19 protein-coding genes are annotated in these 21,687 nt (G+C 72.6%); 14 read left to right on the top strand and 5 right to left on the bottom strand.

Annotation, left to right across the window (positions count from 1 at the left end):
- Window positions 1–216: 216 nt before the first annotated feature.
- On the top strand, window positions 217–1,872 hold the full coding sequence (locus tag AC3IYI_RS18075; protein ID WP_489411159.1) for a hypothetical protein: 1,656 nt from the start codon (window positions 217–219) through the stop codon (window positions 1,870–1,872).
- 46 nt (window positions 1,873–1,918) lie between these two features.
- Here the strand turns inward: AC3IYI_RS18075 and AC3IYI_RS18080 are convergent, their stop codons facing one another.
- Window positions 1,919–2,713 carry a VOC family protein gene (locus tag AC3IYI_RS18080; protein ID WP_489411160.1) on the bottom strand — a complete coding sequence of 265 codons (795 nt, stop codon included), beginning with the start codon at window positions 2,711–2,713 and terminating at the stop codon, window positions 1,919–1,921.
- Window positions 2,714–3,014: 301 nt separating this feature from the next.
- Here AC3IYI_RS18080 and AC3IYI_RS18085 point away from each other — a divergent pair, with 301 nt between their 5' ends.
- Window positions 3,015–3,662: a TetR family transcriptional regulator gene (locus AC3IYI_RS18085; RefSeq protein WP_489411161.1), complete on the top strand. Its 648-nt coding sequence runs from the start codon at window positions 3,015–3,017 to the stop codon at window positions 3,660–3,662.
- Window positions 3,663–3,715: 53 nt separating this feature from the next.
- Here the strand turns inward: AC3IYI_RS18085 and AC3IYI_RS18090 are convergent, their stop codons facing one another.
- On the bottom strand, window positions 3,716–4,189 hold the full coding sequence (locus AC3IYI_RS18090; protein ID WP_243339307.1) for a nitroreductase family deazaflavin-dependent oxidoreductase: 474 nt from the start codon (window positions 4,187–4,189) through the stop codon (window positions 3,716–3,718).
- A complete protein-coding gene (locus AC3IYI_RS18095; RefSeq protein WP_489411162.1) occupies window positions 4,189–5,409 on the bottom strand; it encodes an acyl-CoA dehydrogenase family protein in 1,221 nt (406 codons plus the stop codon). The genes AC3IYI_RS18090 and AC3IYI_RS18095 overlap by 1 nt, the downstream gene beginning before the upstream one ends.
- A gap of 277 nt (window positions 5,410–5,686) precedes the next feature.
- Here AC3IYI_RS18095 and AC3IYI_RS18100 point away from each other — a divergent pair, with 277 nt between their 5' ends.
- From AC3IYI_RS18100 to AC3IYI_RS18115, 4 genes are all read left to right on the top strand, one after another.
- Entirely contained in the window at window positions 5,687–6,493 is an 807-nt protein-coding gene (locus tag AC3IYI_RS18100; protein ID WP_489411163.1) for a maleylpyruvate isomerase N-terminal domain-containing protein, read from the top strand.
- A gap of 92 nt (window positions 6,494–6,585) precedes the next feature.
- Window positions 6,586–7,791 (top strand): thiolase C-terminal domain-containing protein, encoded by a 1,206-nt coding sequence (locus AC3IYI_RS18105; protein WP_489411164.1) that lies wholly within the window; start codon window positions 6,586–6,588, stop codon window positions 7,789–7,791.
- A gap of 121 nt (window positions 7,792–7,912) precedes the next feature.
- Complete coding sequence (locus AC3IYI_RS18110; protein WP_489411165.1) at window positions 7,913–8,839, top strand: D-alanyl-D-alanine carboxypeptidase family protein; 927 nt, start codon at window positions 7,913–7,915, stop codon at window positions 8,837–8,839.
- 137 nt (window positions 8,840–8,976) lie between these two features.
- Window positions 8,977–9,657: a pyridoxine/pyridoxamine 5'-phosphate oxidase gene (locus AC3IYI_RS18115; protein ID WP_489411166.1), complete on the top strand. Its 681-nt coding sequence runs from the start codon at window positions 8,977–8,979 to the stop codon at window positions 9,655–9,657.
- A gap of 305 nt (window positions 9,658–9,962) precedes the next feature.
- Here the strand turns inward: AC3IYI_RS18115 and AC3IYI_RS18120 are convergent, their stop codons facing one another.
- On the bottom strand, window positions 9,963–10,397 hold the full coding sequence (locus tag AC3IYI_RS18120; protein WP_489411167.1) for a Zn-ribbon domain-containing OB-fold protein: 435 nt from the start codon (window positions 10,395–10,397) through the stop codon (window positions 9,963–9,965).
- 181 nt (window positions 10,398–10,578) lie between these two features.
- On the opposite strand from AC3IYI_RS18120, the gene AC3IYI_RS18125 reads away from it, so the two are divergent.
- The 4 genes from AC3IYI_RS18125 (at window position 10,579) to AC3IYI_RS18140 (ending at window position 16,240) form a co-directional block, all read left to right on the top strand.
- Window positions 10,579–11,817 (top strand): flavin-containing monooxygenase, encoded by a 1,239-nt coding sequence (locus AC3IYI_RS18125; RefSeq protein WP_489411168.1) that lies wholly within the window; start codon window positions 10,579–10,581, stop codon window positions 11,815–11,817.
- Window positions 11,818–11,909: 92 nt separating this feature from the next.
- On the top strand, window positions 11,910–12,251 hold the full coding sequence (locus AC3IYI_RS18130; RefSeq protein ID WP_489411169.1) for a DUF5713 family protein: 342 nt from the start codon (window positions 11,910–11,912) through the stop codon (window positions 12,249–12,251).
- Window positions 12,252–12,576: 325 nt separating this feature from the next.
- Window positions 12,577–14,811: an acetate--CoA ligase family protein gene (locus tag AC3IYI_RS18135; protein ID WP_489411170.1), complete on the top strand. Its 2,235-nt coding sequence runs from the start codon at window positions 12,577–12,579 to the stop codon at window positions 14,809–14,811.
- Between the two features lie 625 nt (window positions 14,812–15,436).
- Window positions 15,437–16,240 carry an enoyl-CoA hydratase/isomerase family protein gene (locus AC3IYI_RS18140; protein ID WP_489411171.1) on the top strand — a complete coding sequence of 268 codons (804 nt, stop codon included), beginning with the start codon at window positions 15,437–15,439 and terminating at the stop codon, window positions 16,238–16,240.
- 17 nt (window positions 16,241–16,257) lie between these two features.
- Here the strand turns inward: AC3IYI_RS18140 and AC3IYI_RS18145 are convergent, their stop codons facing one another.
- Window positions 16,258–17,040, bottom strand: coding sequence for a VOC family protein (locus tag AC3IYI_RS18145; protein WP_489411172.1), 783 nt, complete (start codon window positions 17,038–17,040; stop codon window positions 16,258–16,260).
- A 242-nt stretch (window positions 17,041–17,282) separates the two neighbouring features.
- Between AC3IYI_RS18145 and AC3IYI_RS18150 the strand changes: the two genes are divergently transcribed.
- The 4 genes from AC3IYI_RS18150 (at window position 17,283) to AC3IYI_RS18165 (ending at window position 21,633) form a co-directional block, all read left to right on the top strand.
- Window positions 17,283–17,933: an HD domain-containing protein gene (locus AC3IYI_RS18150; protein ID WP_489411173.1), complete on the top strand. Its 651-nt coding sequence runs from the start codon at window positions 17,283–17,285 to the stop codon at window positions 17,931–17,933.
- Window positions 17,921–19,054, top strand: coding sequence for a GlxA family transcriptional regulator (locus tag AC3IYI_RS18155; protein WP_489411174.1), 1,134 nt, complete (start codon window positions 17,921–17,923; stop codon window positions 19,052–19,054). Before AC3IYI_RS18150 ends, AC3IYI_RS18155 begins: the two co-directional genes overlap by 13 nt.
- Window positions 19,055–20,055: 1,001 nt before the next feature.
- Window positions 20,056–20,673, top strand: coding sequence for a flavin reductase family protein (locus AC3IYI_RS18160; protein ID WP_489411573.1), 618 nt, complete (start codon window positions 20,056–20,058; stop codon window positions 20,671–20,673).
- A gap of 63 nt (window positions 20,674–20,736) precedes the next feature.
- Entirely contained in the window at window positions 20,737–21,633 is an 897-nt protein-coding gene (locus AC3IYI_RS18165; RefSeq protein ID WP_489411175.1) for a hypothetical protein, read from the top strand.
- Window positions 21,634–21,687: the final 54 nt, after the last annotated feature.

Genomic DNA, 21,687 nt, shown 5'->3' on the forward strand with positions numbered 1-21,687 from the left:
ACGAGCCGCCGCGGGCCTGCCCCGAGCAGCGTCTCACCCCCGGGGGCCGCCCGGGTCGCGCACCCCCGATTCTGTCAGGCCCGCGCCTGGTCCGGCCCCGGCACGGCGGGTGGCCGCGTACGCGACTGCGAGGACGCCGTACAACCCATGGGGGGTGTCGTGGGTCTAGCCCCCCGTTCAGCTCGTCATTGTCCGGGGGGATCCGTGCGTCACCGTTTGACTTCAGCCATCGTCGTCGCCACAACCGTGCTCGGGGGCCTGGCCGTGGCGGAGGGCGCGCAGGCCATACCGGGGGCGGCGCAGGCCGCCGTCGTACGGGGAACGGCGCAGGCCTCGTCCGTCACGGGGCCGGCGCAGGCCGTACCGGCGCAGGCCGCGTCCGCTCCCTGTCCGCCGGAGATGTCCGCCCGGCAGGACGGGTCCCTCGTCGTCTCCAGCGCGTCGGACGGGACGGGCGTGCCCGACGGCCTCGTCGTCCACCTGCGGGACAGGAAGACGGGACTGCGCGTCGCCTCGGTCGGCACGTTCCGCAAGGTGACCGACCCGGACGGCGTCCTCCTCGGCTTCCAGCTGGTCTCGGAGCCGCTCAAGCCTGCCGCCCTGGGGATCTACACGCTCGAAGTCGGCTCGGAAGCCGAGCCCGTCGTCTGCGGGGACTTCGACTACCGGCTGCGTGCGGTGGTCACCAAGGTCGACGTGGTGGACGGGGTGTCCCTCGACAACCTCAAGACCACCGTGTCGGCGGACGTGACCACCTTCGACCCGCGGACCGGGGCGAGCGCCCCGCTGGGCAACACCAAGGTCCGCCTCTCCGGCGAGCGCACCTCGCAGGAGGCGACCACGGACGCGCAGGGCCACCTGTCCTCCCCGTTCGCCTTCCGGGGTACGGAGAACCACACCGAGGTGCGCGTCGACGTCCTGGAAACCGCGGACGTGAGCGCCGGGGGGCGCAGCGACACCGCACGCGCGGTCCGCCAGAAGGCCGAGATCCTCCTCGACCCCGGATCCCGGAAGATCACGACCCGCTCCGGCTCGATCGCCACGATCACGGGCCGGGCCGTCAGGATCGCCGGGGACGGGACGCGGGGGCCCGTCCCCGAGGGCACGCCGATGCTCGCGGACCTCACCGGGGAGCCCAGGACGACGGCGGACGGCCGCTTCGAGCGGCAGCTGAGGATGGTCCACGACCGCCCGGTGAAGACCACGTGGGCGGGCGGCAGGTCCCCGTGGCTGCAGTACGCGATCGCCGACACGGAGGCCGAGGTCGTCGAGGCCGGCTACTTCACGGACGTCGAGGCCACGATCGGCTCCGCGGGCGTGACGTTCACCGGGGGCCTCGCCCACAAGCCCCTCAGTCAGACGCCCACCCTTGTCGAGGTGCAGTACTCGGCCGACGGCAAGAGGAGCTGGACGACGCGCAACGTGTTCACCGTGGACTTCGCCACCGACCGGTTCGACCTGGCGCTGCCGGGCGAGGCGGACGGCTACTGGCGGCTCCGGTACGCCGCCGCGCCGCGCATGCAGGGCTCCGTCACCGAGCCGGTCCGGCTGACCCGGACGGCGACGGAGTTCACGAAGTTCAACGCGGCGCCGGAGCCGCTGCGCACGGGCCAGGCCTTCTCCGTCAAGGGCACCCTCCGGCACGGGACCCCGGCGAAGGCCTACGGCGGACAGCTGGTGCTGTTCTACTTCCAGCCCACCGGCAGCCAGGACTACGTCTACAAGGGCCATGCGAAGACCGCCGCGAACGGCGGCTTCGTCCACGATTTCACCGCCGACGGCACCGGCACCTGGATCGCCCGCTACCGCGACGCGGACGGCAAGCACCTCAACGCCGAGAGCCGCCCGGACGACCTCGCCGTGAACCCGTAGCCCTCAGCCCGTACGGAACCGGGCGGGGGCCGGGGCCGGGGGCCGGCTAGCCGCCCGTCCTAGTCCGCGGTTCCGAGAGCAGCCCGAAGACCGCGCCCTGGTTGTCCGCGACCACCGCGATGCGCCCGTACGGGGTGTCGAAGGGGTCGGCGGTGACCCGGCCGCCGAGGCGCTGCACCATCGCGACGGACTGGTCGCAGTCCGGGACGGCGAAGTACGCCAGGAAGTGCGCGGGCATGATCTCGGGGAAGGCGTCGGTGATGAGGCTGCGCCCCAGGACGGCGGTCTCCGAGCCGGGCGCCTTGCCGGGCGGGGACCAGACGCGGTACTCGATGCCGGCGTCGTTCTGGTCCTCGGGGACGTAGCCGAAGACCTTGGCGTAGAAGACGTCCACGGCGTCGCGGGCGCGGGTGTAGACCTCGCTCCAGCAGTACGTGTAGGGCTCGTTCTGGGCGTCGAAGCCGTGGTGGGTGCCGGGCTGCCACAGGCCGAAGACGGCCCCGCCGGGGTCGGCGGCCATCGCGGCGGTCCCGTAGGGGCCGACCGGCATCGGGTCCATGACCATCTGGCCGCCGGCGGCGCGGATGCGCTGGGCGCAGGCGTACGCGTCGGTGGTGTAGAGGTAGATCCCCCAGACGGTCGGCATGCGGCCGTCGGGCTTGGGGGCGAGGGCGGCGACGTTGCGGCCGCGGCTGTAGGCCTGGGTGTAGTGGCCGTACTCGGCTCCCGCACTGTCGGAGAAGGTCCACCCGAAGAGCTCACCGTAGAAGCGCTTGCCGGCTTCCACGTCCGGCAGGGAGGCGTCGACCCAGCAGGGTGAGCCTTCCGCGAATGTGGCCATGAGCCCGGTTCCTTCCGTTGTGCGGGGGTGTGCAAGGGTGTGCACCCTCCGCGCACGTTCTGCCTCGCTCGCCCAGCCATGTCCTCCGGATCATGATGTGCCCGAAAACTTGTCCACAGCCTGTTGATAAGACTATTCGGGGGATAGGGTCCGAACCCGGACGGCGCGCCCGGGGCGCCCGCCCTGCCGGAATCAGCCGCGGTGACGGGTCGGGACGCGCTTACGCCCAGGCCAGGCGTCCCGTAACCCCATTTGCAGGCGGCCGAATCGCGCGCCGATCACCCCTCGGTAAGCTGACGGCATGACAGGACAAGTACGCACCGTCGACGGCCGCGTTGCCGGCCGGCGCGGTCAGGCGACGAGGCAGAAGCTGCTCGACTGCCTCAGCGAGATGCTCAGCTCCTCGCCGTACCGCGACGTCAAAGTGATCGACGTCGCCCGCAAGGCCGGTACCTCCCCCGCGACCTTCTACCAGTACTTCCCGGACGTCGAAGGTGCCGTCCTGGAGATCGCGGAGCGCATGGCCAACGAGGGCGCGCAGCTGACCTCGCTGGTCGAGGGGCGCGCGTGGGTCGGCAAGGCGGGATGGGCGGCGGCGGAGGAACTCGTCGACGGCTTCCTGGAGTTCTGGCGGCGCAACGACGCGATCCTGCGGGTCGTCGACCTCGGCGCGGCCGAGGGCGACAAGCGGTTCTACAAGATCCGCATGAAGATCCTCAACTCCGTCACCAACTCCCTGACGGAGTCGGTGAAGGAGCTCCAGGCCAAGGGCAAGGTCGACAAGGACGTGAGCCCGGCGGCGATGGCCGGTTCACTGGTCGCCATGCTCGCGGCGGTCGCCTCGCACCAGAAGGGCTTCCAGACCTGGGGCGTCAAGCAGGCGGAACTGAAGCCGAACCTGGCGCTCCTGGTCCACCTGGGCATCACGGGCAAGAAGCCGACGAAGTAAGCGGCGGACCCCACCGGGTCCGCCGCGCCTCCCTTACGGGACTTCCGCCGTGATCAGCGACGCTCCAGGCGGAACAACCGGATCTCGCGCTCGATGCGCGCCTGGTACGCCGCGTACGGCGGCCAGAACTTCAGCACCGCCTGCCACGCCGCCGCGCGCTCCTCACCCGCCAGCAGGCGGGCGCGTACGGCGATGTCCTGACCCTTCCAACTCACGTCCGCGTCAGGGTTCTTGAGAAGGTTCCCGGTCCACGCCGGGTGTCCGGGGCGGCCGAAGTTCGAGCCGATCAGCACCCAGCTCGCCCCGTCCTGCTCCGGCATGCACGCGAGCGGGGTGGTGCGCGGTTCGCCGGTCTTGGCGCCCTTGGCGGTGAGGATCACGCCGGGGAGCATCTGGGCGCTGAGGATGACCTTGCCGCGGGTCAGCTTGTGCACCGCCTTGTCCATGGCGGGGATGAAGTGCGGTGCGATCTTGGCGAACAGCATGGTCGAGGAGACCTTCTGCATCAGCTTGACTCCGGGCGCCATCAGACGGCCACCTTCTCGTTCCGTGGGGCGGGGGCGGACGCGGGTACGGCCGCGGGTGCGAGGGGGGCGAACAGCCCTGCCGCGTCCGCGGCGTGGGCGCGCAGCCGGTGGACGGGGCCGAAGAGCAGTTCGTCGGCGGCCGCCCGCTTGAAGTAGAGGTGCGCGTCGTGCTCCCAGGTGAAGCCGATGCCGCCGTGCAGCTGGATGGCCTCGCCGGCGGTGATCCGCAGCGCTTCCAGGGCCTGGGCCAGGGCGAGTCCGCCCTGTTCCGGGTCCCAGGCCGCGTAGTAGGCGGCCGAGCGGGCCGCCTGGACCTGTACGTAGAGGTCGGCGAGGCGGTGCTTGACCGCCTGGAACGAGCCGATGGCCCGGCCGAACTGCTCGCGCTGCTGGACGTACTCCACGGTGCGGGCGAGCGCCTGCCCGGCCGCGCCCACGGCCTCGGCGGCCAGGACGGCGGCGGCGCCGCGTCCGGTGGCGGCGAGGGCTCCGGCCACGTCGGCGTCGTCGCCGCCGAGCAATTCTGCCTCTACGTCGCGGAGTTGGATCCGCCCCTGCGGGCGGGTCTCGTCCAGGGTGGTCTGCCGCGCCCGTACGAGGCCTGGCGCGTCCTCCCGTACGAGGAACAGCAGGGTGCGGCTGCGGGCGAAGCCTCCCGTGTGCGCGGCGACCAGCAGCAGCGAGGCGCTGTGCCCGTCGAGCACCTGGGCGACCTCCCCGTACAGCCGCCAGCCGCCGTCCACGGCGCGGGCCTGCACTCCGCCTGCCCGGCCGCCGCCGGCCCAGTCGCCCGGGGCGTTGTCCCCGGTCAGCGCGAGGGCGGTGGCCAGGGCGGGGCCGGGTACGGCGAGCGCGGCGGTGAGCCCGCCCGCCGCGAGCGGCGGGAGCAGGGCGGAGCGCTGGGCGCCGGTCCCCAGGGCGGTGACCAGCGGCACGGCGAGCACGGCGGTGGCCAGCAGCGGCGAGGGCAGCAGCACCCGTCCGGTCTCCTCGCAGGCCAGGGCCAGGTCGGCGGGGGCGCAGCCGACGCCTCCGTACTCCTCGGCCACGGCGATGCCCGGCAGCCCGAGCTGCCGGGCGAGCTGCTGCCACAGCTCGTGGTCGTATCCGGCGTCGGTGCGGACGGCGGCCTTGACCTCGTCCGGGCCGCAGCGTTTGCCCAGGATCTCGCGCAGGGTACGCCGTATCTCGTCCTGCTCCGCGGTGAAGGCGGCATCCATCGTCGGGCTCCTCCCCGTATCTGACGGGCCGTCATGTTAGGGCGGACGGCGCCATAAGCACAGGGGGCGGACCGTTCCGAAGCCGATCGCCCGGGAGCGGCGGGGGCCGGGCCCATCACGCGGCGCGGCCTACGACGACCACGGGGCCGGCCACACCTCCCGCAGGGCTTCGACCCCGAACGGGCCGCCCCCTGAGGCTCCTTGCAAGCCCGCCCCGGGCCGCGGCGGCCGCAAAAATCGCTGTCCCCTTACTGGAAGGCGGTGATAGAGAGTCCGGGTGACAACGACACTTGAGTTCCCCGCTCTGCTGCGACTGATCGACGAACGGTCGACCGCCTTCCGCGCCGCGGTCGCCTCCGCGCCCAGCCTCGACGTACAGGTGCCGACCTGCCCCGAGTGGACGCTGTTCGATCTGGCGCAGCACATCGGCGAGGGGCGCCGCGACTGGGCCGCCACCGTCGCCGCAGGGCCTGCTCCGGCCAAGTCCTCAGCGGCGGGCGCCCCCGCTGCACCTCGGGAGCGCGAGGCCCTGCTGACCTGGCTGGCGGAGTCCACGGAGCAACTGGTGGACGCACTGCGGCAGGCCGGCCCGGATCGCGGTTGCTGGACGTGGTGGGAGACGCTGGAGTCGCCGCCGACCTCCGGCGCCGTAGCCCGGCACCAGCTCCAGCAGATGGCGGTGCACACCTACGACGCCCAGATCACCGTGGGTGCCCCGCAGCCGCTGTCGGCCGAGGTGGCGCTCGACGGTGTCGACGAGTTCCTGTCCACCTGCGTCGCAACGACGAGTGCCTGGCCGCACGAGCCCGCCACTGTCGACTTCCACGCCTCCGAGGGCCACTCCTGGCGCCTCACGCTCTCCGCCGACGGCGCCCGCACCGTCCGCCTCCCCGCGCCCGGCACCCTGCCGACCACCACCACGACCGCGACCGACCACGAACCGGACGCCGCCGCCGTCTCCCTCCGGGGCACGGCCGGCGAGCTGGTCCTCGCCCTGTACGACCGCATCCCGATCAACTCCCTGAAGGTCGAGGGCGACCAGCGCATCTTCGAACGGCTCAGCGCCTGGGACCCGGGGGCGTAGGGCGCGGCGGCCTCGGGGCCGCCCGGCGGGCTCCCGGCGGACTCCCGGCGACCCTCTAGTATCTGACGGTTCGTCAGTTGTACCGTCAGGGCATGCCTGGACCCCTCTCCGCCCCCGCCCCCGCCGGCCCCGGGGCCCGGCCCCGCCGGGTCGCCGTCGTCGGCGTCGCCCTCTCGGACTGCGGCCGGGTGGACGGCCCCACCCCGTACGCCCTGCACGCGCAGGCCGCCCGCCGGGCCCTGGCCGACTCCGGCCTGGACCGGTCGGTGATCGACGGCTTCGCCTCGGCCGGCCTCGGCATCCTGGCACCCGTGGAGGTCGCCGAGTACCTGGGCCTGCGCCCCACCTGGGTCGACTCCACCTCGGTCGGCGGCTCCACGTGGGAGGTCATGGCCGCCCACGCCGCCGACGCCATCGCGGCCGGGCACGCCAACGCGGTCCTCCTCGTCTACGGATCCACCGCGCGCGCGGACATCAAGGCCCGCCGCCGGACCTCGAACCTCTCCTTCGGGGCGCGGGGACCGCTGCAGTTCGAGGTCCCGTACGGGCACACGCTGGTCTCCAAGTACGCGATGGCCGCGCGCCGCCACATGCACGAGTACGGCACGACGCTGGAGCAGCTCGCCGAGGTGGCGGTGCAGGCGCGGGCGAACGCCGCCACCAACCCGGACGCGATGTTCCGCGACCCCATCACGGTCGACGACGTCCTGTCCTCCGGGATGATCGCGGACCCCTTCACGAAGCTGAACTGCTGCATCCGCTCGGACGGCGGCTGCGCGGTCCTGCTGGCCGCGGAGGACTACGTACCGGACACGGCCAAGGAGCCCGTGTGGATCCTCGGCTCCGGCACCGCCGTCTCGCACACCACGATGTCGGAATGGGAGGACTTCACCGTCTCCCCCGCGGCCGTCTCGGGCCGCCAGGCCTTCGCCCGCGCCGGGCTCACCCCGGCGGATGTGGACCTGGCCGAAATCTACGACGCCTTCACCTATATGACCCTGGTCACTCTGGAGGACCTCGGCTTCTGCGCAAAGGGCGAGGGCGGCGCATTCGTGGAGAAAGGGCGCCTCCTGCGGGACGGCGAATTCCCGGTCAACACGGACGGCGGCGGACTCTCCGCCTGCCACCCCGGCATGCGCGGCCTGTTCCTGCTCGTCGAGGCGGTACGCCAACTCCGCGGCGAGGCGGCCGAGGGTCAGGTGCGCAAACGGGGCGGAACCCTCCCACAAGTAGCCATCGCCTCGGGCACGGGCGGCTGGTTCTGCTCGTCGGGCACCATCATTCTCGGACGGGACTGACGCCCTGTCGGTGCGGCTGCGTAAGCTCCCGGAGGGGTCGGCGCGCCAGGCAGGTTCCACAACGGACTGCCCTGGCATCCACGGCCCCCTCGGGGAACCTCCAGCCATCACGGGAACTGACTTGATATCGAACCTGCTGCGGCGTTCTCGCGCCGCTCTCGCCGTCACGGTCGCCACGGGCGCCCTGCTGACGGTCGCCGCCCCGGCCCAGGCGGTCACCGCCCCGCCGGTCACCGCCACCTCCGCCTTCCTGATGGACGCCTCCACGGGCGCCACGCTCACCAGCAAGTTGGGCGACACCAAGCGTGAGGGGGCCAGCACCACGAAGATCATGACGGCGCTGGTCGTCCTCACCAGGTCGAGCCTCGACCTCGACAGGAAGGTGACGATCCGCCAGGAGCACCTGGACTACGTCGCCCGGGAGGGCGCGAGCTCGGCCTACCTGAAGGCCGGCGCCACCCCCACCGTGCGCCAGCTGCTGTACGCGATGATGCTGCCCTCGGGCTGCGACGCCGCCTACGCGCTCGCCGACACCTTCGGACAGGGCACGACCAGGGCGGCACGCGTCCAGAGCTTCATCTCGAAGATGAACACCAAGGCGAGCGACCTTGGCATGACCAACACCCACTACGACACCTTCGACGGCATCTCGCGCGGCACCACCTACATCACCGCGCGCGACCTCGCGAAGCTCACCCGCACCGCGATGCGCTACACCACCTTCAAGGCGATCGTGAAGACCCCCTCGTACAGCAGCGGCGGAACGTCCGCCGTCGCCACGTGGACGAACACGAACCTGCTGATCAAGCCCGGCAACGGCTACCAGACCCCTGGCGCCATCGGCGTCAAGACGGGTACCGGCACGGCCGCGGGCCAGTGCCTCGTCTTCGCCGTGACCCGCAACGGCAAGTCGATCGTCGGCGTCCTACTGAAGGCCACGGACCGCTACCCGGACGCGATCAAGCTCACCGACTGGGCCGTCGGCCCGGCCGCCGGCGCGACGCTCCAGCGCAGCACCACCGAGCCCATCCCGGACGTCCTCGACTGATGTCGTGACGCCCTGACGGCCTGCTGAAACACGCAGACGTCCACGGGGGCGCTCCGCCCGACCGAACAGGTCGGCCGGGGCGCCCCCGTTCGGTTTTCCCGTGGTGCCGCCACGGCCGCGTGGTGTTCGATCGAGACATGAGCAGCAACGCGAGCGACGTGAACGCCGACTTCCACACCACCCTGCACTCCCTGCGCGTCTGGGACGGCCCGCTGCCGTCCTTCGACACGGCCACCGCACCGGCCGACCCGCTCGAGCTGTTCCGGGAGTGGTTCACGCACGCCGCCAAGGCGGGGCAGCCCGAGCCGCACACGATGAGCCTGGCGACGGTGGACGCGGACGGGCGGCCCGACGTACGGACGCTCATGCTGCACGACGCCGACGAGCGCGGCCTGCACTTCGCCTCGCACTCCACCAGCACGAAGGGCCGGCAGCTGGCCGGGCAGCCGGCCGCGGCGCTGGGCTTCTACTGGCCGGCGGTGGCCCGCCAGATCCGCATCCGGGGACGGGTCACCGCCTGCGACGCGACGGAGAGCCGCGCCGACCTGGCGGCCCGCACGCGCGGGGCGCTGGCGGCGGCACTGACGGGCCGGCAGAGCGAGGTGCTGGCCTCCCGGGAGGAGCTGGCCGCCGTGGCGGCGAAGTCCTGGGAACGGGCCGGCGCGGAGCCGGACGCCCCGGCGCCGACGTGGACCCGGTACGTGCTCTCCCCCACGCAGATCGAGTTCTTCCAGGGAGACGCAGCCCGCCTCCACACCCGCCTCCAGTACACCCGCACCCCCACCACCCCCTGGACCCACCACCTCCTGTGGCCCTGACCAACCCGATCCGCCCGGCGAACCCACCAGCCGTCCGGCGCTTGAGGACCGGGGTCCGGGGCGCAGCCCCAGGGGGTCCGGGCGCAGCCCGGTACCCCCTCCCAGCCCGTCCGGCGTTTGAGGACCGGGGTCCGGGCAGCGCCCGGGGAACGGGCGAAGGGCGGGGAGGGGACTCCACCCCGCAGGGCCAAGCCGCGCCGCAGCCACTCCCCGCCCCGCGGGCACCACACGCGGCAACACACGGGCACGGCACCGGCACGGCACCGCACCACACCACGCGGCCGCCCACCGGCCGCCCCGCTCGATCAGCCCGCGCCCGGGCTGAAGACCGCCACCCAGATCCCCTCCGCCGCCTCCCGGAAGGTCACCACCAGGTCCATGCCCACCCGCAGCTCCGCCCCCTCCGCGCCGACGACCTCGGTCATCATCCGCGGCCCCTCCTCGAGATCCACCACCGCCGCCACGTACGGCACCCGCTCCCCGAAGGGCGGCAGATCGTTCCGGTGGATCACCGACCAGGTGTAGAGCGTGGCCCGCCCGCTCGCCGTCTCCCACGTCACCCGGTCCTCCCCCGCCCAGCAGGCCGGGCAGAACTCCCGCGGATAGTGGTGCGCCTTCCCGCACTCCCCACAGCGGCGCAGCAACAGCCGCCCCTCCGCCGCCGCGTCCCAGTAGGGCCGCGTGAAGTCGTCGATCTCCGGCAGGTCGAACCGCGCAGCCGTACCGGCTCCAGTACTCACGACACCACTCCTCCGGGGCAGCACTCACCTGACATACCGTCAGTTCACCGGATCCCATCCCATCCCACAAGTCCCCGCCCACGGCCCCCGGCCCCGCCCGCCACTCCCCGTAATCGATCCGCAACCGATTCCCTCCTCGTCCGAGACCCACCGCCCCCGTACGGCGATACGCTCACACCTCATGCCCGGAGTCCCCACAGCACCCGACCTGTCCACCCAGCCCCGCCCGGTCTACGTGATCGGCGCCGGCCCCGGCGGCCTCGCCGTCGCCGCCGCGCTGCGCGCCCGCGGGGTCCGCGCGGTGGTCGTGGAGAAGTCGGAGTCGGTCGGCGCTTCCTGGCGGCGGCACTACGACCGCCTCCACCTGCACACCACGCGCCGGCTCTCCGCCCTCCCGGGGCTGGCCATGCCGCGCCGCTTCGGGCGCTGGGTGGCCCGCGAGAACGTGGTGCGCTACCTGGAGAAGTACGCCGAGTTCCACGAGCTGGAGATCGCCACCGGCATCGAGGTGACCCGCATAGAGCCCTCCAAGAACCCCCAGGACCCCACGGACTCCACAACCCCCACGGACTCCGCGGAATCCACGGGCTCCCTCCCCGACGCCCCCGGCTGGACCCTGCACGCCACCGGCGGCCGCATCATGGCGGCCCGGGCGGTCGTGGTCGCGACCGGGTACAACCACACCCCCCTCATCCCCGACTGGCCCGGCCGGGACACCTACCCGGGCCCCCTCGCCCACGCCGCCGAGTACCGCAACCCCGCCCCGTACGCCGGCCAGGACGTCCTCGTCGTCGGCGTCGGCAACACCGGCGCCGAGATAGCCGTCGACCTCGCCGAAGGCGGCGCCGCCCGGGTCCGGCTCGCGGTGCGCACGGCCCCGCACATCCTGCGCCGCTCCACCGCCGGCTGGCCCTCGCAGCGGACCGGGATCCTGGTCCGGCACCTGCCCGTCCGGCTCGTCGACCGGCTCGGTGCGATCGTCGGCAAGGCCTCGGTCCCGGACCTGTCCGCGTACGGACTCCCGCGCCCCACCACCGGCCTGTACAGCAGGGTCAAGCAGGGGTCGATCCCGCTCCAGGACGTCGGCCTGATCGACGCGGTCCGCACGGGCCGGGTGGAGCCCGTGGCCGCCGTCGAATCCTTCGACGGAGCCGAGGTGGTCCTCGCGGACGGCTCACGGATCACCCCCGACGCCGTGATCGCGGCCACCGGCTACCGCCGCGCCCTGGAGGGACTGGTCGGCGACCTCGACGTACTGGACGACCGGGGCCGCCCCCGCACGCACGGCGCGAACACCCCGCCCGACGCCCCGGGCCTCTACTTCCTCGGGTTCACCAATCCCATTAGCGGAATGCTCAGAGAACTGGCCCTGGACGCCGAGAAGATCGCCAAGCGCATCGCCCGCACGCTCCGCCCATAAGCCGGCCCCCTCCCCCTCCCCCCGTTGTCAGTGGCCTGATGCAGCATCGGTACGCCGGCCAGCCGACGGCGACGCAACCACGGGGGATCACCATGTCGATCACGAACCACCGAACAACAGCCCGCTCCTTCCTGAAGCCGCTCTACGAGGACGCGTACTACCCGGATCACGTCCTCGACAAGGGCCGGGCCATCCTGCTCCGGCTGTGCGCGCGCATCGAGGCCGAACAGCCCCCGGACCTGGCCGCGCTGTACGTGCTGACGGGGGCGGCGACCGAGGAGTTCAACCTGCTGGAGGCGGAGTTCGAGGCGGCGGGGAGCGAAATCGAGACCGTGGCGCGCGAGGAGATAGCCGAGGACTTCGCGTTCGTGGCCGCGGCGTACGGATTCGCGGACGCGGACGTCGAGGAGCTCATCGCCCCCCGGGAGTGGTGAGGAGCTCCGGGAGCGGCGAGGCCGGCCCTGCGGGGGCGGCCGCCCCCGCAGGGCCATCACGACCCCCTGACCTCGGCCGAATAATGGTCTGGACCGGCCCCCGGCGATCTGAGACCGTTCCCTGGACGGCCCTGGAAGTGACACCAAAACCCACCCCGGGACGACCCTGAGGTGCGCCCGGGAACCGGTCCGCGAGCGGTCCACACATCACCTCCACCAGCTTTCCTGTGCATCCCTGTTCCTGACGGCACGTCAGTTCAGTAATCTGACTACGCGTCAGTTATTGAGATTCGTCGAGGTTCATCGAGCAGGAGCGGGCGGAACGATGCTTGGATCTACTCACGGCACCCTCACCACCGACTTCCGCGCACGTGTCGAGGCCTGCGGGGAGACCCCCAGGACGGCCGTCCACTCCACAGCGGCTCCGTCCGCCGAGGACACGGTCGCGCTGGACGTCAGCGGTCGGCCCCTGCACGCCGACGCCCCGGACCTGGACCGGTTCTTCCGGCCCGAGTCCGTGGCGGTCATCGGCGCCTCGGACGCCGACGGCAGACCGAACACCGGCATCACCCGCCAGCTCATCGCCTGGGCGGAACGCGTCGGTGCCCGGCTGCACCCCGTGCACCCCACCCGGGCCACGGTCTTCGGGCTGCCGTGCCACGCCTCCGTGGCCGACCTGCCCGAACAGGTGGACCTCGCGGTCCTCCTCGTAGCCGATCCGCTCCCCATCGTCGAGCAACTCGCGGAAGCCAAGGTGAAGTTCGCGGTCGCCTTCGCCTCCGGCTTCGCCGAGACCGGCGACGAGGGCGCCGCCGCACAGGCCCGCCTGGGCGCCGCCGTACGGCGCTCCGGCCTGCGCCTGCTCGGCCCCAACACGAACCTCAACGCCTTCGAGAAGTTCCGCGACGACCTCGACGGCCCGGCCATCGCGCTCATCACCCAGTCCGGCCACCAGGGCCGGCCGGTCTACACCCTCCAGGAGCTGGGCATCCGCCTCTCCCACTGGGCGCCCACCGGCAACGAGGCCGACCTCGAAACCTCCGACTTCATCTCCTACTTCGCCGAGCAGCCCGAGGTCGGGGCCATCGCCTGCTACGTGGAAGGCCTCAAGGACGGCCGTCAGTTCCTCCTGGCCGCCGACCGGGCCGCCCGCAACGGCGTCCCCGTCGTCGCCGTCAAGGTCGGCCGCACCGAGACCGGCGCCCGCATGGCCGCCTCGCACACCGGCAAGCTGACCGGCGCGGACACCGTCGTGGACGCCGCCATGCGGCAGTTCGGCGTCATCCGGGTCGACGGCCTCGACGAACTCCAGGACACCGCGGCCCTCCTGGCCCGCGCCCGAAAGCCCCTCGCCGACGGAGTGGTCGTCTACTCCATCTCCGGCGGCACCGGAGCCCACTTCTCCGACCTGGCCACCGAGGCGGGCCTCAGCATCCCCACCCTCTCCCAGGCCAAACAGGACGAGCTGCACCAGTGGATCCCGGGGTACCTGGGCGTCTCCAACCCCGTGGACAACGGCGGCCACCCGGTAGGCGACTGGCGAGGCCGCAAAATCATCGACGCCATCCTCGCGGACCCCTCCGTAGGCGTCCTGATCTGCCCGATCACGGGACCCTTCCCCCCCATGAGCGACAAACTGGCACAGGACCTGGTGGACGCGGCCGAACAAACAGACAAACTAATCTGCGTGATCTGGGGCTCCCCGGTCGGCACGGAGGAGGCCTACCGCACCACCCTCCTCGGCTCCTCCCGGGTCGCGACCTTCCGCACCTTCGGCAACTGCATCACCGCCGTCCGCGCGTACCTCGGCCACCACCGCTTCACCGCCGCCTACCGCTCCCCCTTCGAGGACGCCCCGCGCACCACCTCGCCCTCCTTCCGCAAGGCCCAGGCCCTCATGCGTCCGGGCCAGCAGCTCAGCGAACACGCGGCGAAGCAGCTCCTGCGCGCCTACGGGATACGGGTACCCCGCGAGCAACTGGTGACCAGCGCCGCAGCGGCCGTACGGGCGGCCGGACTGGTCGGCTACCCGGTCGTCATGAAGGCCTCGGGCCCCCAGCTGGCGCACAAAACGGACCTGGGCCTGGTCAAGATCGGCCTGACCTCGGCGAGCCAGATCCGGGACGCCTACCGCGAACTGACGGACATCGCCCGCTACGAGAACGTCCCGCTGGACGGGATCCTCGTCTGCCAGATGGTGGAACGCGGCGTCGAAATGGTCGTCGGGGTCACCCAGGACGACCTCTTCGGCCCGACCGTCACCGTCGGACTGGGCGGAGTCCTGGTGGAGGTCCTGCACGACGTGGCCGTCCGGGTCCCGCCCTTCGGAGAGGACCAGGCCCGGGCCATGCTCGGGGAACTCCGCGGGCACGCGCTGCTGGAGGGCGTCCGCGGGGCGCCCCCCGCGGACGTCGACGCGCTGGTGGAGGTCATCCTCCGGGTCCAGCGGATGGCGATGGAACTGGGCGACGAACTCTCCGAGCTCGACATCAACCCCCTGATGGTCCTCCCCCGAGGCCAGGGCGCGGTGGCCCTGGACGCCCTCGCCATCTGCCGCTGACCACCCTTCGCTCGGCGCCGCCCCGCCGCGGGCGGGTGGGGCAGCCCTGCGGGGCAAAGTCCCCAACCCACCCTTCCACCATCCCCCAGACTCCGTCCGGGGGGACCCCCAGCCGGGCCAGCCCGGACCCGCGCCTCAAACGCCGGCGAGGCTGAGGGATGCCACCGGGCTCCGCCCCAGACCCCGGTCCTCAAACGCCGGACGGCTGAAAAGCCAAACCCGGCCCTCAACGCCGGACGGCGAAAGGGACCCCGCCGGACGACTGAAAGACCCACCCGCCGGCTGGGCAGGAGAGGCGGCCCATCGGCGGGGCCGGAGAGGCGGCCCGGGACGGGGACGGGGGCGGGGTGGGGTGTTGGCCTGGACGTAAAGCGTGATTTGTGGCGCAGGTACACCCCGCGCCCTGTCGAACGTAAAGCACAGGGCGCCTAAATCATGCAGTCCAGGCCGACACCCCACCCCGACCCCGGCACCGGCCCACCCCCGCAGCCCCGGCCCACACACCGCCACGTACAGGCCGACGCCAGCCAAAATCCAGCCCCGCCGGCGTTTGAGGCGCAGGGGTCCGGGGACCGGTCCCCGGCAACGGCGCCGCACCGGCCCACCCACGAACAGGAGTTCCACCATGACCGGCACCCCGGAGGACGAAGTCCTCCACCGCTTCGAGAGCGGCGTCTCCTGGATCACCCTCAACCGGCCGGAGGCCATGAACGCCGTCACCTGGGACCAGCGCGAGCGCGTCATCGCCCTGCTCGCCGAAGCCTCCGCCGACCCCGACGTACGCGCCGTCGTCATCACCGCCACCGGCAAGGGCTTCTGCGCGGGCGCCGACCTCCGCGGATCTCCCGCCGCCCCCGCGGAGCGGGTCGCCGGGGACGTGGCCCGCATGATCCGGCTCGGCGCGCAGCGCCTGATCACGGCCGTGCTCGACTGCGAGAAGCCGGTCATCGCCGCCGTCAACGGCACCGCGGCCGGCATCGGCGCACACCTCGCGCTCGCCTGCGACCTGGTCATCGCCGCCGAACCGGCCCGTTTCATCGAGGTGTTCGTCCGCCGCGGCCTGGTCCCGGACGGCGGTGGCGCGTACCTCCTCCCCCGCCTGGTCGGCCCGCAGAAGGCGAAGGAGCTGATGTTCTTCGGGGACGCCGTCCCGGCGGCCGAGGCCGAGCGGCTCGGCCTGGTGAACAAGGTGGTTCCCGCCGATGCGCTGGAGGTGACCGCCCGGGAGTGGGCGGAGCGCCTCGCGCAGGGCCCCACCCGCGCCCTGGCCCTGACGAAGCAGCTGGTCAACGCTTCTCTGGACGGTGACCGGGCGACGGCGCTCGCCGCCGAGGCCACCGCCCAGGAGCTCAACATGACCACGGCCGACGCGAACGAGGGGGTCGCCAGCTTCGTGGAGCGCCGCACCCCGAAGTACCGCGGCCGCTAAGCCTGGAGGACGGGGACCTACATCTGCGGGTCCGGCGTGAGCAGAGCGAACACCGCTCCCGCCGGGTCCGCCGTCCACGCCATCCGCCCGACCTCCGGGACATCGGCGGCGGGCATCAGCACCGAGCCCCCGCCGCCCCGCACCGCGGCCACGGTCGCGTCCACGTCGGCGACGTTGAAGTACGGCACCCAGCGCGCGACTTCACCCGCGCCATCACCCTGCGGTGCGACCCCGCCGAAGGAGCCGTCCTCCTGGTCCCCGTCGGCGATGCTCAGTACCCGGTAGGTCATCCCGGGTGCTTCCATCTCCGCCGAGCGCCACCCGAAGAGGCCGGCGTAGAACTCGACGGCCGCGACCGGGTCGGGAACGTGCAGCTCCGCCCAGACCAGGGTGTTCACCTCGGAGGTCAGCCCCAGCCCGGCGGTCTTGCCCGGCTGCCAGCACGCGAACTCCGCGCCCTGCGGGTCGGTGAACTGCGCCAGCCAGCCCTCACCCATGACGTCCCCGGGCTCCATGCGCACGACTCCGCCGCCCGCCTTGACGGCCGCCGCCGTCTCCTGGATGTCGGGGGTGTTGAAGTGCAGCATCCACGCCGAGGTGGCGCCTTCCTCGGTGAGCGGCCCCAGCGCGGCGACGGTCTTGCCGTCGACCTGGAAGAAGCCGTAGCCGCCCGCCTCGGGGCCGAGGGCGAGGAACTCCCAGCCGAAGACTCCGGTGTAGAACGAGACGGCCCCGTCGGTGTCGGGGCTCCCGAGGTCGAGCCAGTTGGGCGATCCCTTACGGAAATCGGTGCCGAGCATGAAGGTCCTCCTGTGCGTGCGCCGCTGCTACCGGGTCGGGGCCCTGCCTCCGGTCCCCCCGCCACGATGCCGAGCCCATCCAAAACCCGCCCTCCAGAGCGCTCCGTACGGCGGGGGAATCACCCGTACGGCCCTGCCGTGTCCGTATCTGTGGGATGTGTGGCGTGATGGCCATAGCGAGAGGACGCACGGCCCCAAAGACTGGTGGGACCCGCAGGGGAGCCAAGAGAAGGGGCCAAACCATGACAACGAGCGACGCACACGCACGCGCGCCGATCCGGGTACCGGACTCACGACTGGCGAAGGAGGCGACCGAGCTCGTCCGGGACAGCGTGGGCGAGCTGCTCTACGACCACTCCCGCCGCGTGTACTTCTTCGGCAGCCTCCAGGGCCGCCGCCTCGGCATCGAGGCCGATCCGGAACTGCTCTACGTGGCCGCGATGTTCCACGACCTCGGCCTCACCGAGCCCTTCCACACCAGCGGCCGCCGCTTCGAGGTGGACGGCGCCGACGAGGCCCGCCGGTTCCTGCGGAGCCACCAGGTCCCCGAGGACGCGGTGCGCCGGGTGTGGACGGCGATCGCCCTGCACACCACCCCGGGCATCCCGGAACACATGGAGCCCGAGGTGGCCCTGGTGACGGCCGGCGTGGAATACGACGTGCTCGGCATCGGCTACCACGACCTCGCCGAGGCGGACCGCGCGGCGGTCGTCGCCCTGCACCCGCGGCCCCGGTTCAAGGAGCGCATCCTGCGCGCCTTCGCCGACGGCGTGGCACCCAAGCCCGGCACGGCCTTCGGCAACGTCAAGGCCGACGTCCTCGCGCACCACGTGCCCGGTTTCGAGCGCGGAGACTTCGTACGCCTGATCCTGGACTCCCCGTGGGCCGAGTAGCCGCGGGTCCCCTGGGCCGAGCAGCCGCGCGCCCCCTGTGCCGGGCAGCCGCGCACCCCGTCGTCATCGTCGCCTTCGACGGCGTGCAGCTGCTCGATGTCACGGGTCCCGCCGAGGTGTTCAGTACCGCCAATGTCCACGGCGCCCGCTACGAGGTCCGGATCGTCTCCCCGGACGGGGCCGATGTCCGCACCTCCTCGGGCGTACGCATCGGCGCGGACGGCGATCCCGACGGCCTGCCGGCCCGCCCCGGGACCCTCGTCGTCCCCGGCCGGAGCGACTGGCGGCGGGCCGTGGCCGATCCGGCCCTGACGGGCCTGGTCGCCGAGCTCGTGCGCCGCTCGCGCCGGGTCACCTCGGTGTGCGCCGGGGCCTTCGTGCTGGCGGAGACCGGGGTGCTCGACGGGCGGCGGGCGGTCACGCACTGGCGGCTCGCGGCGCAGCTCGCGGCGGCGTACCCGCGGGTGCGGGTGGAGGCGGATCCGGTGTTCGTCCAGGACGGGCACGTGGTCACCTCGGCCGGGGTGACCTCGGGCATCGACCTCGCGCTGTCCCTGGTCGAGGAGGACCACGGGCCGGCCGTCGCCCGGGAGGTCGCGCGGGAGCTGGTCGTCTTCATGGCCAGGCCCGGCGGCCAGTCCCAGTACAGCGCCCGCCTGACCCCGCGCGAGGCCAAGCACCCGGTCCTGCGCACGGTCATGGACGCCATCGGGGCCGACCCCCGGCTCACGCTCGACGAGGTCACCCGGCAGGCCGGGGTCAGCGGCCGCCACCTCGCCCGGCTCTTCCGCGCGGAGACCGGGATGACGCCGGGCCGGTACGTGGAGTCCGTACGGCTCGAAGCGGCGCAGGCGCTCCTCGAAGCGGGCGACGATCCGGTGGACGCGGTGGCCGAGCAGTCGGGGTTCGGCTCCGCCGAGACGATGCGCCGCGTCTTCCAGCACACCCTGGACCTCGCTCCGACCGCCTACCGCGCCCGCTTCCGCAGTACCCGTACGTCTCCGGCGTCCGGGTCTCCGATCAGCACGAACAGCTCCGGCTCCGCGGCCGTTCCCGCCAGCTCCCACGTCAGCGAGGCCGTCCCGCAGTCCGCGACGGCCAGTTCCACGGCCGCCCGGTAGGAGCGGTCCGCCTCCCGGAGCTCCCACGTGCCGCGGCCCGAGCAGCGGTCCACCACCTCGAACCCGTCGTCCACGAACAGTTTCTCCGCCACCACCGCGCCCTGCTCGTCCAGTTCCAGGCGGACGCCGTCGCCGCTCCACACGCCGACGTAGTCGGCGCGCGCCAGGGCCGGCGGCTCGTACGGCACCACCTGCGTGGGCGAGTTGAACGCGACGACCAGCGCGGCCAGCACCGCGACCGCGGCCGACCCCAGCGCCCACCGCCGTACCGAGGACTGCGTCCACCGCCGCATCCGCGCGCACACGGCCACGGCGACGGGGAGCGCCCCGGCGGCCGCGAACCAGCCGCAGGTGGCGGCGTACGGGGCGCCGGTCAGCAGGGCCACCGGGGTGGCGTACGCGGCGCTGAGCGCGGCGAGCGCCGGCAGGGCCCACCAGGGCGCGGGGATCCGGGTGCGCAGTCCGGCGGCGTTCGAGAGCTCCACCACCGGGACGGTGACGAGCGTGCTGTGCACCCAGCCCGCCGCGAACGCGATCAGCGGCTGGACGAAGCACATGAAGCACAGCGCGAAGAGCGCGCCGAGGCCGCCGCCGTGCCCCCGGCCGTAGGGGTCCTGCGCCGCCGGGGAGGACAGGAGGGAGGTGAGCTGCCAGAGCAGCGCGACGACCATGAACTGGCCCGCGGCGACGGTGGCGGCGCCCGGCGCGATTCCGCGGCGACCGGCGCCCTGGGCGTTGCCCTGGCCACCGCCCTCTCCGCCACCCTCTCCACTGCCATCCCCACCGCCACCACCACCGCCACCACCGGGCGCACGGGTTTCGGCCCCGCCGTCCCACACGCCGCCATCCGCACCAGTGCCCACACCACCACTCAGCACGGCAAGCCCCCTCGACCTCACTCAACCTAATTTGAACACGTTCAATCCATGGCGGACCTTACACCCCCCTTCCCATCTGACGCACCGTCAGCTTCAATCGGAAACGTGATGGGACACGCAGGGATGGCGGCCACCGTCGTCCGATACCTCAGATCAGTCGGCTCCCTCCCCTCCGCCGCCGCGGAGCCCGGGGCCGAGCCCGTCGAAGCACTACCCCGCCCCGATCTGCGGGCCGTCGGCGAAAACGAGCGCGCGCCGGTCAGCCCCGCGGAATTCCGTGCCGTACTGGGGAACTTCGCCAGCGGGGTCACGATCATCACCTCCCCGCCCGGCGAGGACGAGGAAGGCCCGGCCGGCTTCGCCTGCCAGTCCTTCGCCTCGCTCTCCCTCGACCCGCCGCTGGTCACCTTCATGGTGGCCCGTACGTCGACCACCTGGCCCCGCATCGCACGCACCGGGGTGTTCTGCGTGAACATCCTCGGCGCCGAACAGGGCGAGCTGTGCCGGGCCTTCGCGGTCAGCGGCGCCGACAAGTTCGCCGGAGTCGCCCACACCCCGGCCCCCGCCACGGGCTCGCCGCAGCTCGACGCGGTGCCCGCCTGGATCGACTGCCGGATCCACGCCGTGCACACCGGCGGGGACCACCTCATCGTGGTGGGCAGGGTCGAGGCGATGGGCGCGGCCGGCGAGGGCGAGCCCCTCCTCTTCCACAAGGGCCGCTTCGGCCGCTTCACCGGCTGACGGCCCCCACACCCCAGCGCACGCCCCCGCCGCTATCCTGCGGATCTCGAACAGGCGGGGGCCATGAGACACACGTACGAGCCAGGTCAGAGCCGGTGGACCGGCGTCACGGGCTGGCTGATGGTGGGGACCGCTGCCGGCGCGATCGTCTGCGCGCTGACCCCGGTGTCCCCGTACCCGCCGCTGACGGCCGAGCTGGCCTTCGCCGCCGCCTCCGCCGTCTTCGCCTGCTGCTGGGTCGCAGCCTCGTACCGGGCCCGTATCGGGCCACTGGACAAGCCGTGGACGCCTCCCCCCTACCGCTCGGGGGACGAGCGGCTGTCCTACGTCTTCGCCATCGGCGTCCAGTTCGCCGTCGCCGCGGCCCTCGTGGTGCTGTGCACCGGCTCCAGCGCGAACGGCAAGGAGATCGAGCGGCTGGAGCGGATCGGGTACGCCGCACACAAAGTCGAGATCGTCCGGCTGGCCGGCGAACCGGTACACACGCCCCCCACCGAGGACAGCCACGGCTCGTACGACACGGACCTCGTCGTCCGCGTCCCCTTCGACAGCGGGCCCCGTGAAGTCGCCCTGGAGGGGTACACCACCAGCCGCTTCCCCGAGCCGGGCATGCGGGTCGACGCCCACTTCGCCCCGGCCCACCCCGAGGAGGGCGTGGCCGAACACCCCTTCATGACCCGTGCCTGGCTCGGCGACCCCATCGCCGCGTTCTTCGGCTTGCTCCTCTTCGGCGTCGCGGCCGCCATCACCAAGTCGTACATGGACCCGTCGGACATGGAGAAGCTGCGCCGCTTCCGGCCCGGCACCCACCTGCCGGCCCTCGCGATCCTGCTGTGCGGACTCATCCTGCTGCTGCCCGTCGCCCTCGAATTCCAGGTCCACGGCTACAACCGGCTGCCCGCCTTCCTCGCGAGCCTGACCCCGGTGCTGGCCCTGACCTGGGTGGTCAAGCGGAGCTGAGGACGCGCCGTGGCCGGCACTGCTCCGGGGAGCGGGTGCCGGTCACGGGTCCAG

This window comes from Streptomyces sp. GL_148, assembly GCF_057834205.1.